The sequence below is a fragment of the Aporhodopirellula aestuarii genome, assembly GCF_023701485.1.
GTDB classification, from domain to species: domain Bacteria; phylum Planctomycetota; class Planctomycetia; order Pirellulales; family Pirellulaceae; genus Rhodopirellula; species Rhodopirellula aestuarii.
In genome coordinates, this window is sequence record NZ_JAMQBK010000002.1 from 139,472 (window position 1) to 153,797 (window position 14,326).

Here is a 14,326-nt window from a genome sequence, read left to right on the forward strand (position 1 = left end):
GGTTCCAACTGACCATGACCACTATTCCTGCGGCGTTGAGAAGACGTTGACGTTGTCGAAATCGATAGTCGCACCATTGACCGTGAATCCGTATTTTGTCTTGGTCGGGTGTGCGAATCCGGGCGATTGCAGCGCGGCCACTTTTTCACCATCCAAGAACACCGCCATGATGTCTCCGCGAATGCGTGCTCGAAGTCGGTGCCACTCTCCCGGCTTGACGGCGATTGACGCCGAAGATTGCGTCTTGGCAAGCAAAGCGTCTAATGATTGCTTGTCTTCGACCGAGAGGTTTTTGTCCTGTCGCTGTTCGCGGACTTTCAAATTCATGCCGCCGATTTTGTCATCGCTAAGCGTCAATTTCTTCGGCGTAATCGACACGCGGCAGATGTGCCCGGCATGAACCGACTTTTCGTGTTTGTCATCCATCACGAGATTGAAACGCGACCCGCCGTTAAAGCGAAAATCAAATTCCAGATCGATATCGGCAAACTTCATCTCGGTGCGAATCACAGCCCCGTGATCGTCCCTGGTTTGCTTGCCGATCAACGCACCATCCACGATCGTCCACGCGTCTTCCGCCCCCAGCGCGGTCATGTAATGCGGGCCAACTTCCGTCCGCCCTTCGAAGTCATCCGCAAAACGCGTCACACGATTTGGATTGGCAGGTAACGTTTTCATCGTCGCCTGAGTCGGCTTTGGATTCTTACCCGCATTGGCTTTCTTCGCCGCCGCATTGTCAGCCGATGGCGGTACAAATCCGGGTGCGTTGCGCTGTGTGGCATGCAGGTCGAATTGTGGCAGGATTCCTTTGAGCAGATCACGCTCCACGCGATGCTCTTCTGAAACCGAGTCCCAATCGTCGATCTGCTCGAAACTGATTAGGTCGTCGGGCGTTTTCGAGACGTCCCACCACCTCCCGGGACCATCCCGCATCACTTTTTCCCCACGAATCATTTGCTGCTCGCGACTGTACGCGTAGATCCAGTCCCTGTGCTTCGGTTTGTCGGTATACAAGAACGGAACGAGACTTTCGCCGTTCACCTCATAGTCTTCGGGGATTTCTACCCCAGCCAACTCGGCGATCGTGGGTAGCATATCGGACATGTTCACCAACACATCTTGCTCACCGTGCTTCGTCATCCCTGGTGCGTAAATAATCAACGGAACATGAGTCCCTTTCTGGCGGTCGGAACTGTTTTTTCCGTAACCGCTGGTGCCATTGTCCGCACAGAAAATGATGACCGTATTGTCCTCGATCCCCATCTCTTTCAATTTGTTTCGATACAACCACATTTGGTAGTCGAGATAGTTGATATGCGAATGGATACCTGGCTCCGACACCGTCCCGTGCGTGTCATAGTCGCCCTCGTCACCGGTAATGTGGGGCTGCGTTCGCGTGTAGCCGTTACCATCCCAGGAGATCTTAGGCGTTCCAGGCCAACTACTCTCTGAATCGGGATCTAACCAATTAAACGCATCGTGACCGAGGTGCGTGGTGTGGTAGACGAAGAATGGCTGATCCTGAGCATGTTGCCGGTGCATGAAATCGAAAATGAAATCCAATTCCACATCAGGACCATAGGTCCCTACACCAAAATTCTTGATCGAATCGGGTGTGTTGGGCCACCACTGAAACGCTTTATCGTCGTGATTCATCAAACGAACGTGCGGATAGAAATACCAACCGTGCTGCTGATAGGTATCTAGTGGCTGGTCAGTATCCGCGTTCAACAGCACCTTCGTTCCGTCCACCTTCTTTAGGTACATTTTGAAATCGGTGTAGGGATTATCGGTATCCGATAGGTTTCCGGGTGTAAAACACCCTTGATCAAATCCGAACTCGCGTAGGTCGCCGGCCATCTGAGTCTTGCCAGCCCAATAAGTTCCATAGCCTGCTTGCCGGGCAACATGCCCGATCAGCATGGGCGAACTTTTGTACAACGGCCACGTCACGGCTTTTCCGTTATCGTCGACGTACAATCCTTTGTCTTTGTTGTTCCACCACTTGTGCAGATGCGCGTACCGGCCCGTCATCATCATCGCACGGCTCGGCGAACAAACGACCGACGCCCATGCCGTTTTGACCCAACAACCTTCCTCCGCCATCTGATCGAGCACAGGAGTCTTCGCCCGCACACTCTCATCACTCGTGTCACCACGCGTCGGCTGGCTCCAAACCGAAGAACCGTAAATGGGCAGCTCACGAGCACTGATGTCGTCCGCGTACACCAGAATGATGTTCGGCTTTTCGGCCGCGTCGGCAGCATCCGTGACGAAAGCAAAAGCAAATATCGCACACCCGATACGGTGTATCGTTTTCACATTAAGTAGCATGTTGATCTCTTATCGAATTCGTGCTGATACTTGGTATTCTTTGAGTTTCCGTTCCAACTCGCTGGCTTCGGTGTAACGGAGCACCTTAGGATTACCAGTGCCCCGGGCATATTTCAACTTCTCCCACCACGCGCCGCGAAGTCTTGCGAGCACCTCCGCGTGGCTCGGTTCGTTGATCACGTTATTCAACTCGTGTGGATCAACGCCAACGTGATAAAGTTCTTCGTAGATTGGCTGTTCGCCCGCGAGTGGCGATTCGACGTAATGCCGATAAACCGCGATACCATCGTCGTTGACCGTGTAAAGCATCTTGACGATTGGGATCCCAAGCTCTTTTGCCGTTCGGATTTTGATTGACGCTGGAAAACTTTCGTTGGCGTAGTAGCGGATGTATTTCCACTCTTTGTCTTGCACGGCTTCGATCCGCGGGTTACCGAAATGGGTCGCCCAAAGGTTCTCGGTAAAGATGTAGTCGTGCACCGCCACGGCATCTCCGTCCACCAACCCCCGGATACTTTTGCCTTGAAAGGATCCGGGCCGGTCGATACCCGCGTACTCCAACATCATCGGAGCGATGTCGATACTTTGGGCAAATTCATCACACCGTCGCCCGCGGGCCGCCGAAGGTGCTTGAGGGTTGTAGACAATCAGGGGAACGTGCGTCGTCTGCTCGTAACAAAGTGCCTTGCCTCCCAACCCTTGCTCACCGGTGAACAGTCCATGATCAGAGGTGAAGATCAGAATCGTGTTTTGATCGAGCCCCTGCGAGCTCAACCTCTCACGCACCTTGCCGACCAGACGATCGATTCCGGTCATGGCTTGCATCCGCCGCCGGATGCGATCGATCGCGGTCTGCGGTTCGTCAGAATAGTCGTATCCCGTCTGACGTTCGCTTACTTTCAAAACATTTGGTGGCAGCTTTGGCGTCGTGATGTCCGCCTTGGCGACATAGTTCTCAGGAAGCGGAATCTCGACGTCGCCGTACAACGATTTGTAGATTTCGTCATCGCTCTGGCGCGACTCCATTGTTCCCGCTCCGGCATCGTGGGGCAGGTTAAAGCAGATACTCAAACAAAAGGGCTTGTCGCCTGGACGTGAATCGAGAAAGCGAATGGCCCTTTCGAGGCGGTGCTCATTGGAAAGAAAGTCATCGACGCCTTCTTGGATGACTTCCACCTGTGTGTCTGACTTTGCAGCCCGAAAGATCTCGTGAATTTCCTTCGGGTAGAAGCGGATGTGACCGTGACCGGCATAGAAGTAATCAAACGATTCGTCCATCAGACCACTCTCGTAGCCGCCCTCACCAATGGGTGCGTGGTTCTTGCCGACGTAACCGGTGTAGTAACCATGTTCTCGCATGATCACCGGATACGACTTCGCCCACGCCTCAGGTGAAACACTCGTTCCCGAGTTAAAATTCACTCCGTGTTTCCGCTCGAACTGGCTCAGCAAAATGGAAATGCGACTCGGAGTACAAATCGCACTGGTGATGTACGCACGATCGAAGAACACTCCGTCACGCGCGAGTTGGTCGATATGAGGCGTCTGCGTCAACTCGTTGGCGTCGCACCCCATCATCCCGTAGGACTGGTCGTCGGTAAGAATGAACACGAAGTTCGGACGATCGTCCGCCACCGCTGCCACGCATGCGAAACCGAGCAACAGAGCCACTGCCAATTGGCCGGTCATGATTCTCCGTTGAATAAACACTATCTCCCCGCCTCCTCAGTTGCATCCACTTGAACGATCAGAATCGCGAACTGCTCTCCCTGGGGTTTCGCAAAACTCGGCCACTGTGTGATTTTTTGGCGAATCGGTTCGCTGTATGTTCCTGACATCGGATCGAACCACCTCCCAGTCATCATGCCTCCGACTTTGTCTTTGCCAACCGACACTCCGATGCTGACGTTCTCTTTGGGAACGTAGTAGATAAACAGGCCATCGTCGTTGTGCAGACAAAAGCCCGAATTGCTTTTCTTGTCGCCCGCCTTGAAGCTAGCAAGATCATATTTGTCCACAAACGCCCGCATGTGTTTGTAATAATCCAAACGCGGGCGATCCTCGGGAGCCATCGCATCGATATCGGTAAAAACCACATTCCATGCGGCACCCTGCCAATAATGAGTCGGATACGTTCCGGCGAAGACACATTGATACGCACGCTCCAAACAGACTTCCGGAGACGTGTAGTTGCCGGTGAACACGACGTACGGCCCTTTCTCATAACCGCCGTGCTCGATATTGAGAATCGGTTTGCCCGGAAACTGCGAAACGACCTTTCGCATCACGCTGTACAGCTCCGACAACCACAACTGCACCGAAATAAAGTCGACCTTCTTTGGAAAACGCATGCAGTAACCATAGTCGTGCACGGTAACCAAACGTTGATAACGATCGAGCTTGCGCAACCGATCGATCCGGCTGGTGATGTAGTTGACATCATTATGCCCGTACCCAAGTGCTTCCTTTGAAATGTCCCAAACGAGATTGGGATACGCCTGATAGCGGCGAACGACATAATCAAAATAGCGATTATCGTTCTCGGAATCGGCCTCGGGCCAGTTCACCTCCTTGTTCCAAACGTAGATCATCAGGTGAGCGGCGAGTCCCTTTTGATCGAGGTAATCGATCACCCGGTCGAGCCGCTTAAAATACTCGATGTTCAGCTTTGAATGATCGGGTTGGCCGTTGTCGCCACCAAACGGGAACACACGTGGGCTTCCGTAATCATATTTTGCTTCTAACCTTTCGTCCTTCTTCCAGTTCACGTCATACGCGAACACATTCATGACGACTTGATTGAAACCGTTCTCCGCCAACGTATCGACGAACATCCGAGTCACGGGGATGCCATCGGGATTTTCGGCATCGAGGGCAAACAACCAATCCGCCTCGATCGCAATGGGATAGTAATTCGTGCCGTCTTCGTAAACGAAATTGCGATCATTGTCAGGGTCCAGCCACAAACCGCCGCGTCGTCCCTCACTGGCCGCTGCCGCCGACACAGCCCCTGTGTTTCCGTCAAGCTGTGATAGCTTCGAATGGGTCACGTAAGACCACTCGCCGGCCGTCGGCGGCGTGAATCGGATCACGTACTCGGTAGAGCCATTGTAAAAACCGGGCACCTCCAATTGCTGTCCAGTGGCATCCGTGAAGGTTGCCCAAAACTCGACATCGACTGGTTGCGGAGGCACTTCATTGACCTCGAACGTCAAGTCGAGAACGTCCCATTGCCGCGCGGAAACGTTTTGGTTGCCTTGTATCTCTTTCGCTGAAATCTCGGCGTGAGCGGCCAGCATCGCGATCAAACCGATGGCAAAAATTGCAAAACGGGATTTCATCTCTATCTCATTGGGATTGGTTTAAACAGAAAACGCCCTGTGATCATCACTAAGCGATAGGGCAAACGTGATCGCTGCCACACACGGAGCCGCCGCGTGCGTGCAGACCGCTCACATTCACCACGGAACACGATCGAAACCGCGGCTGTCCCGCGGTGCAATGATTGACCGCAGGGCCTACTTCGCGTCAATCGACGCGTGGTCCGCTTGCAAGCCGTCCGACTCTGCTCGGATCGTGATCTCGCCGGCGTGCTTGGCCGACTTAATGATCAACATGCACAAGCCGTTGAACGCTTCTCGTTGGTTGGCAATGAACGGCGCAGTGGTGGCGGCGTTACCGTTGCCGACCGCGGCAATCGTCCCCGCCCCGTCCACCGTGAACCGGACCAAGTTCGACGCCAGCGGGCAGAAGTTACCCTCAGCGTCTTCGATCCGAACGGTGACGTACGACAAATCCGAACCGTCGGCCGCCAACTCTTCCCGATCCGGAGTCAACTTCACTCGTGCAGGAGCACCGGCAGTCTTGATTTCTTTCTCGGCGACGGGTTTACCATCGAGATAACCGACCACGCGTAGCGAGCCGGGGGCAAACGGCACGTCCCACGACATCCGATACTTCGACATGAGATGATCTTTTTCGTATCTGTTGAATTTGACCGGAATCTTTGTCAAATCCTTGCCCTTGATACGACGGCCTGCCGACTCACCGTTGACGAACAGTTCAACCTCATCGCAATTGCTGTAGGCAATCACCGGAATCGTATCGTGCCCAGTGTTTTCCCAGTTCCAGTGCGGCAGCACGTGCACCATCGGCTCTTCGGTCCATTGGCTCTGATACAGATAGAAGCGGTCTTTTGGAAAACCGCAGAGATCGACGGCACCGAAGTACGAACTCCGCGACGGCCAATCCTCGTTCCAATAACCATTGGTGTTATTGTCTTTGCCGCCGTAGGGAGTCGGTTCGCCGAGATAATCGAACCCGGTCCAGACATATTCGCCCAGGATCTCGGGATGTTTTTCTAACGCGTCGAACTCGATGTCGGGTGGGTAGGCCCACGGGGGACCGATGATGTCGTAACTGGTGACCTGTTTCGACTCATGCGTTTGATACTTTTCGATCGGCAAATGGTAGACACCGCGACTGCTCGTGCACGACGACGTTTCCGAGCCGACAACCGGATTGTTCGGCAAATACGCGTTAACGGGATCGCCATACGCCAGCGGTTTGTAGTTCATCCCCGCGATATCGACTTGACCGGCCATTCCGGTGGCATACGGCCCTGGATACCAATTGAATCCGCAAGTCGTTGGCCGCGTCGTGTCGAGTGACTTCACATAGTCATTGAGCTGCTTAGCGATCCGATTGCCATCCTCTTTACTGGCTTGTTCGAGAATCTCGTTTCCAATACTCCACATGAACACCGACGGATGATTGCGGTCGCGTCGGACCATGTCTTTGATATCACGCTCAGCCCATTCTTCGAAGAATTTGTTATAGCCATTGGGCACCTTGGCCTTCATCCAAACATCGAACGCTTCCACTTGCACCAATATCCCCATCTCGTCACACAGGTCGAGCAATTCGTTGGAGGGCGGATTGTGGCTCGTGCGGACTGAATTAACACCCATCTGCTTCATGATTTGCAGTTTTCGTTCGATGGCACGTCGGTTTACGATCGCCCCCAACGGTCCATTGTCATGGTGCAAACACACACCTTGAATGCGAGTGTGTTTGCCATTGAGTGCAAACCCTTTGTCCTTTGAGAACTCAAGCGTTCGGATACCAAATCGAGACTGCACAACATCGAGCGTTTCCTCACCGCTGAGAACCGTCGTCTTCAGACGATAAAGATGAGGCGATTCGATGTCCCAACGCATCGGGTCATTCACCGTCAACTGCGTCGACGTCTTCTCTGCGGCTGGTTTGGTCGACGTTGCCACCACTTTTCCATTCGGATCGAACACCTCGTATTTGACCTGGACGTCAGCTCCCGTGAGATCTCCCGTGAGCGTAGTTTCGACTGAAACCGTTGCGGCCTGATCGGTTACCTGTGGAGTCGTCACGAAAGTGCCCCACTGATCCACACGAACCGGATTGCGAACGTCGATCCAAACGTTCCGGTAAATCCCAGCCCCCGGATACCATCGCGAAGAGAGATCTTCCGGCGTCAGCCTGACCGCGATCGTGTTTGCGCCCTCATCATTGAGGTATTTGCTGATGTCGAATTGGAATTCGATGTAGCCGTAAGGTCGGTTTCCAACAAACTGTCCGTTCACCCAAACGTGTGCGTCGTACATCGCACCATCGAACGTGACCAAGACCGCTTTCCCTTTGGAACCCGCCGGGGTGTCAAACGTTTTTCGATACCAGCCCGTTCCGTGAAACGGCAACCCGCCGCAGCGAGCGTTGTACTTGATATCAAACGGGCCCTCGATCGCCCAATCATGAGGCAGATCCTGGGGTCGCCATTGAGAATCATCAAAGTCGGACGCCTCAGCACCAGGAGCCTCTCCGTTGTGGAACAACCAGCCGTCGTTGAACGACTCCCTGTATTCACTCGACGGTTCCGCAGCGATCGCTGGGACCGCTAGCGCCATCGTCAAGGCTACGAAAAACATCATCATCACGCGTGTCATGGGGAGCGTCCTTTTCGGTATCGATTCTTGCCTACTGGCAACTTTCTGGTTCACGAGGCGTATTTGAAATTCGTTCCGTTGCGAACGACTGTTTGAGTCTGTTAATCGCAGTTCAGCTGCCGGCGGTCTTGGATCGGTCGGGAGCGACAGCGGATTTTGACCACGAACCAGCCGACAATGACTCAACGACGGCCGCTCGAATCACCACGCTGCCGACGGCACCGTCATTTCCGTCTGGGAACGATACCGAAATCGTGTTTTCCGCTTTGACCTTCGCAGGATCGAGTGGGATCAACTTCGTCGTCGCATATTCGCGATCCAAAAAACGCTCCGCACTATCCTCCAGCGCCACGTCTATCACTTCGCCGTTAAATCGAACAACTGGCGTTCGAATCGACTCAGGTGATCGGGTCAGGCCGATCCGCAATTGGGCGTAGTCGATCGGTTTGTCTTGTGGGACACCCACCACGAAGGTCGCATCCTGCACCGACTGCGTGACTTTGTCACCATAGCAAACCACTTCATTCACCATGCGATTTGGCTCAATCGGTTGGCCGCTATCGGCGACAATCACGACCGTCTCGCGTCCAGCCAATGCAAGACTGGTCGGTGTAGCGATGGTTTCTTCGGCATACGAACAGGTGAAGTCGGGATTGCGTCCGAATCGACGCAACACAACTTGATCACTCTTGATTCCTCTGAGATCAACCGACTCCGGTTGGAAACTCTGATTGTTGATCGCGAGAAACAGCTTGCTGCCATCGACAAAGGCCCGCGTCTGCAGATCGGGATCGCTGCACAACGCCTTCACGCGTCGTCCGGCGACACCGCGGAACAGTTTGAAATACATCGTCATGTCCGATTCGACCCACTGTGTTTCGTCGACATAGTCTTTGGCAACATAGAGCTGCGCGTAATACTTCGGCCCCCAACTCCATGTGTTTGGAAGCAGGAACGGGACCGTTTTTTGAACACAGTGCGGGTGTTCCAAAAACGTCAGCGTGTTCGCGACGATACTGCTGACATGCCCGAAACTAACGATCGAACGTTTCTTTAGCTCGTAGTCCCATGACTCGGGGTCTGCGTCGGGATAACGCTCGGCCAGAATCTCTGCCGCCACGTATTCGCCGTCGTACTCACCCTTCGGGTCGCTGCCGATGTAGCCGCCCTGTTCACTGATCACGATATCCACTTCTTTTCCAAAAGCATTCACCGTGTAGTTCTGCACGAGGTCGAGCGTCCCTTCGAGGGGCAAACCGGACTGGATACGGCCTTTAAACTCGCCGTCGCGCCAACGCAGATAGTCATACGTGTGGAACGAATAAAAATCCAACTGCGCATCGGTTCGTTCGATGAAGCCTTTGAGACCATCGAAGCTTTTGTAGTCGCCACGATAGAAGTAACAAACCGGAAGGCAGGGCCCCCCCACTTTCACTCCCGGCGTGGCACGATGAACCATCCGCATCGTCTCGAGATGCCAATCGGCCAGATGCTGAGTTTTTGGAAACGACCAATGCGGTTCGTTCACCGGCTCGTAGAACTTCGGTCGGTCGAAGTCGTTAAAGTCAAACCGCAAAACCGCTGCGGACAATAGCGCCGCCGCTTCGATGTTCTGCGGTAGAAACTGAGCGTGCTTGGGATCGCTGACCGAATCTTTCGTTTCGAATCGCCCCATGTATTCAGGGAACGCGTTGTGGTGTCCGTGTGCCGCCACGTTGAGGTTCGGCCCAAAGTCTTCCAACATTCGCTGCGATGGCTTGTCCACCTTCGCTGTTTTCAACGGCGTGATATCGGGAAACCCAGGGCGGTCGGGATCTTCCCTCAATGACATCGCCGGATGCTTCACTACTCCCAAACGTCGCCCGAACGAGACACCAAGTTCCTTCACCAGATAGTCGTACATCGCATCGTCCTTGACGCGTTGTTCAAAACCGGTTCCGGGATCGCAGAGGTTGAAATAGCGTTTGCGTTCGACCTCGGAAATGCCCTGAATCGCGCGGGTCGTTTGGGGCTCAACAACAATCACCGTTCGGTTTGGATTTGCATCAGGTGTAGACACATGCATCACCGGTTGATCCGCAACAACACTTGATGTCACGAACAATGCGATTCCGATTCCGAGTAGTCCGATCCGATTCATTTCATTTCCTGAAGTTTGCCAGACACACTGGACGTTCCCACTTCTTCCCGACGCAAACAAATGCGTCTGGCCCGCAACGGCTATTGTTCTCTTAGCTTCCGGTTGGCTTCTTCAATCCGTTTGAGCTGAGCTTTTCCGAGACCTTGCTGATAATGCACCTCAGGACTTTGATAGAGTCCTGTCCGCTTCATCACCGGGTCGTTTAAATCCAAACTCAAGTCGCAATCGAAACGCGTGAGGACGGCGTGGTTCTTGTCCCACGTGGTCGCGTTGGTGAAATGTGAAATCCCCCACGTGATTCCACGACCATATTTCGTGTCCGTAAACGCATCCGGAATGAATGGGCCACCTGCGTTGGGCATCATCGCCGTGATCGACGCGATCTCAAAGTTCACGCCGTCTTCCGCGTACTGAACCGTCGAATGTTCGTTTCCATCCCGAATCACGAGAGCAGCAATTCCTTCCTTGAACGGAAACAACGTCGTCTCATGCCCTGAATTGATGACGGGGTTGAGTGGATGCTTCTCGAACGGACCGAGCGGGTCGTCGGCGATCGCGAGTCCCTGCATCCGCACCAACTGCGGGTCACCATCAAAGTCAGACTTGTAGTAGAGGTAGATCTTTCCCTTATAGACGAGCGGATACGGGTCATGAATGGAATACTGATCCCATTCTCCGGGTGCTCCGTTTGGGATCACGATCTGATTGTGTGGTGTCCACGGTCCGTCTGGCGAATCCGAATAGGAAACCGCAACGGGACAATCGTCACCACGTTTTCCACTCGCCTCCATGAACCCTTGATAGTAGAGGTAGTATTTTCCCTTCCACTCCAAAATGTCGGTCGTTGACACCGATCGCCAACCGACATTCGGCTTCGGTGGCCGCGGGATAGCGATGCCTTGTTCTTCCCAAGTGAATCCGTCGACGCTGGTTGCGTACCAGATGTCGCACAGGTCCCAATCACTCGACGGGATGGTATCGGTCGACGCATCAGCTCCTTTCGGCGGCGTCGGCGTGTCTCGCTTGGTGTACCAAACGTAGTACTTGCCGTTGGCGAAAATCACCTTTGAAGGATCACGTCTCGAGACCGTGCCATCGTGGTTGCGATAATCAAACCCTTTGAGCTTGGTGTACTTGAACTGCGTATAAAGCTCGTTGTCTTCAGGACGCGGAGCAGACCACTGCGTGTAGTTGCGCAGCATTGCCGCACTCATCGGCCGGTCTGGTTTCTCCTTCGGCAGAACAAACGGAAACCCTGTCTCTTGCGCAATCGCGGACGGGGCGCAAAGGAGCATAAATAGAGGAATCAGTAGCAGCGAATTTTTCATGTCGTATGTGTTTGATTTGGATGCATGGGTGTTCCCGGTCGCAATGAACCGCGTTGCAAAATGTTAACATTAGTCGAACCGAACAAAAATTCCATGCCCCTTGGAGGCCGATTGCAGCAGCGAATCCGCCACTATGAAAGCACTCAAAGCATATAGACTTAAGCGGTACTCTCGGCCCCAACGATTTCCGAGTCAAAACGCAAGTCTGTTGACTTGGTCGTTTGTGCTACAGCGCGTAATGCTGTTCCGAATCTTTGCGGGGCGTGTCTTCAGGCAGCGAGTTCGTCAGTTCACCTTTGGTCCCGATCTCGAATTCGCTCGCCTGCAACCTGACGTCGTGCAACAGGTCATCAACATCGTCGTGGTAGCTCAGCAATGAACGCAAAAATCTGCAAAAACGCGATCGATGCTGGGCAATCAACCCAACGACTTCGCATAGCGAATCGGTCGCAACTTGATGACCCAAGAGATTCTTTTGGTTCGAGCGTTGAGCAATCCTGGCGTGTTGAGATCGTCCGCCACGATGAACGGACTCAACAAGCCAATGACCGAAGTCACAGATGCGTCAACAAGAAGTTTTCCGTTTTGGATGCAGCCATTAAACCTATCGAGCGGCGTGTCTTTGATGGGTCTGCATGTCAAGCGTCAATCGACCGCACTTCCCCACCACCCCGGTTTGCCCGATGGCTCCCAGTCGTTGTCGAGGAACTGCTTATGCTGCCGCTCAAGACCTTCCATTTGACGAGTTTTGGCTTTCTCAATCTTTGCGTCGAACTTCTCTTGAGTGAATCGCGGATCGGGTTTCGGAAACTTAGCGCCCGCGTCAGCCAACCAGTGGTCTAAACGCTTGCGAAGCTCTGTCACTTTTTCCGGATGGACGGATGCCACGTCATTCTGCTCGCCAAGGTCTTCGCTCAAATGATAAAGTTCGTTGCGGCCATCCTCGTGGTAATAGATCAATTTCCAGTCACCGTTACGGATGATGGACGACGGTTCTCCGCCTTGGTTGCCGTAGTGCGGATAGTGCCAGTACAAATCGCGAGCGGGTATGGAATTCCCTTCCAAAACCGGCACCAGACTCACACCATCGACATGCTGATTCGGCATCGGGGGAAGGCTCGCCAGTTCTAGGATCGTGGGATAGAAATCCATCCCGATCACCGGGACATTCGATGACGCACCCGCCGACGTCATTCCGGGAACGTGGATGATGTAAGGTTCGCGGATTCCACCTTCCCATTGACGTCCCTTGCCACCACGAAGCGGCAGCAAACTGGTCGAGAAAGCGTCGCCGGATGAAACCCCGCCGTTGTCGGACGTGAAGATGACGACTGTATTTTTATCGAGTCCGGTCTCTTTCAATTTGTCCATCACGATCCCGACCGCGGTGTCCATCGACTCCACCATGCCCGCATAGATGGGATTGTCTTGCACCTGACGAACGGGGAGTCGCCGGTCAAATTTGAAACGTGAAGCTTCGCCAGCCAGCCCCATCGCTTTTGCCTTGTCGCGATACTTTTGACAAAGCTGCTCGGTCGTCTGGATCGGCCCATGAACGGTGTAAAACGAGAGGAAAGCAAAAAACGGTTTCTCGCGATTCGATTCGATGAACGCCGCGGTCTCGTTGGCTAATCGCAAGGTCAACAGTTCGCCGTCGGGACCGTTCTCCAGTCGCGGGTTGACCCACGGGGCAAAATAGCCGCCCGCCGGAGAGCCTTTGTCCCAACCACCCTTGTTGATCATGAAACCATGATCTTCCGGCCACGAGCCTTCGCTTCCCAAATGCCACTTCCCAGCAAAGAACGTGGTGTAGCCCGCATCACGCATCGCTTCGGCGACGGTAACCTCTTCGTGATCGAGCTGATGAACATATTCCGCCGGCAGGACATGATCGTTGCGATTCCATTTCATGCCGTGAGCCGCCCCGATCCAATCGGTGATTCCGTGCCGGGCCGTAGCCTTCCCCGTCATGATGCTCGCCCGCGACGGACTGCACACGCGACAAGCAGCATACCCTTGGTCAAAACGCATTCCCGACGCAGCCAACGCATCCACGTTCGGCGTTTCGTAGAACGTGCTGCCGTTGTAACCCAGGTCTTTGTACCCAAGATCATCGACAAGAATGAAAACGAAGTTTCGTTGATCCGCCGCCGCGAAAGACGCGATCATGCACAACAGAGCTGCAAAAACGAATCTCATGGGAATGTTTTTAAACTGATTGGTCTGTGGGGAGGGAATTGAATTTGAGTCAGTGTTGGACGCACGGGTCAGCAAACGTCTCAATACAAACGCGATCGCTCACTGACACGCACCATCATATCGCCACTGGCACGGTGGGGTGAGGATTCTCAAATCCGCGTGCGTCGAACGGTTCAGAGATCATAGCCTCCACGGATCTCTGCTATCAAAATCATCCTTCGAAATTCCTGCTAATGGAGCGTCAGCATCAAAACATCCGGGGAGCCCTCCGGTTCCAGCCCGCTAAACACCTGGACCCGACAAAACACGAACGTCGACAATCGCCGCACGTCTATAGACAACCGCCT

Annotated in this window: 8 protein-coding genes; all 8 read right to left on the bottom strand. The window is 53.8% G+C overall.

Annotation, left to right across the window (positions count from 1 at the left end; translation table 11 throughout):
- Window positions 1-21 precede the first annotated feature (21 nt).
- The 8 genes from NB063_RS00860 to NB063_RS00895 all read right to left on the bottom strand — a co-directional run bounded on the left by NB063_RS00860 (window position 22) and on the right by NB063_RS00895 (window position 13,979).
- Complete coding sequence (locus NB063_RS00860; protein WP_250926835.1) at window positions 22-2,334, bottom strand: sulfatase-like hydrolase/transferase; 2,313 nt, start codon at window positions 2,332-2,334, stop codon at window positions 22-24.
- Between the two features lie 9 nt (window positions 2,335-2,343).
- The gene (locus tag NB063_RS00865) at window positions 2,344-4,023 is read right to left on the bottom strand and encodes a sulfatase-like hydrolase/transferase (protein WP_250926836.1); all 1,680 of its coding nucleotides are present in this window, start codon (window positions 4,021-4,023) and stop codon (window positions 2,344-2,346) included.
- A 20-nt stretch (window positions 4,024-4,043) separates the two neighbouring features.
- The gene (locus NB063_RS00870) at window positions 4,044-5,675 is read right to left on the bottom strand and encodes a DUF5060 domain-containing protein (protein ID WP_250926837.1); all 1,632 of its coding nucleotides are present in this window, start codon (window positions 5,673-5,675) and stop codon (window positions 4,044-4,046) included.
- A gap of 177 nt (window positions 5,676-5,852) precedes the next feature.
- The gene (locus tag NB063_RS00875; RefSeq protein ID WP_250926838.1) at window positions 5,853-8,312 is read right to left on the bottom strand and encodes a glycoside hydrolase family 2 TIM barrel-domain containing protein; all 2,460 of its coding nucleotides are present in this window, start codon (window positions 8,310-8,312) and stop codon (window positions 5,853-5,855) included.
- 112 nt (window positions 8,313-8,424) lie between these two features.
- On the bottom strand, window positions 8,425-10,452 hold the full coding sequence (locus NB063_RS00880) for a beta-agarase (RefSeq protein WP_250926839.1): 2,028 nt from the start codon (window positions 10,450-10,452) through the stop codon (window positions 8,425-8,427).
- Window positions 10,453-10,532: 80 nt separating this feature from the next.
- On the bottom strand, window positions 10,533-11,654 hold the full coding sequence (locus NB063_RS00885; protein WP_407652517.1) for a glycoside hydrolase family 117 protein: 1,122 nt from the start codon (window positions 11,652-11,654) through the stop codon (window positions 10,533-10,535).
- A gap of 352 nt (window positions 11,655-12,006) precedes the next feature.
- Window positions 12,007-12,246 carry a hypothetical protein gene (locus tag NB063_RS00890; protein WP_250926841.1) on the bottom strand — a complete coding sequence of 80 codons (240 nt, stop codon included), beginning with the start codon at window positions 12,244-12,246 and terminating at the stop codon, window positions 12,007-12,009.
- Window positions 12,247-12,425: 179 nt separating this feature from the next.
- Window positions 12,426-13,979 carry a sulfatase gene (locus NB063_RS00895; RefSeq protein WP_250926842.1) on the bottom strand — a complete coding sequence of 518 codons (1,554 nt, stop codon included), beginning with the start codon at window positions 13,977-13,979 and terminating at the stop codon, window positions 12,426-12,428.
- Window positions 13,980-14,326: the final 347 nt, after the last annotated feature.

Coding starts and splice junctions, on each gene's coding strand:
- NB063_RS00870 (WP_250926837.1), bottom strand. CDS start 5,675: ATGAAATCCCGTTTTGCAATTTTTGCCATCGGTTTGATCGCGATGCTG.
- NB063_RS00880 (WP_250926839.1), bottom strand. CDS start 10,452: ATGAATCGGATCGGACTACTCGGAATCGGAATCGCATTGTTCGTGACA.
- NB063_RS00860 (WP_250926835.1), bottom strand. CDS start 2,334: ATGCTACTTAATGTGAAAACGATACACCGTATCGGGTGTGCGATATTT.
- NB063_RS00885 (WP_407652517.1), bottom strand. CDS start 11,654: ATGCTGCGCAACTACACGCAGTGGTCTGCTCCGCGTCCTGAAGACAAC.
- NB063_RS00865 (WP_250926836.1), bottom strand. CDS start 4,023: ATGACCGGCCAATTGGCAGTGGCTCTGTTGCTCGGTTTCGCATGCGTG.
- NB063_RS00895 (WP_250926842.1), bottom strand. CDS start 13,979: ATGAGATTCGTTTTTGCAGCTCTGTTGTGCATGATCGCGTCTTTCGCG.
- NB063_RS00875 (WP_250926838.1), bottom strand. CDS start 8,312: ATGACACGCGTGATGATGATGTTTTTCGTAGCCTTGACGATGGCGCTA.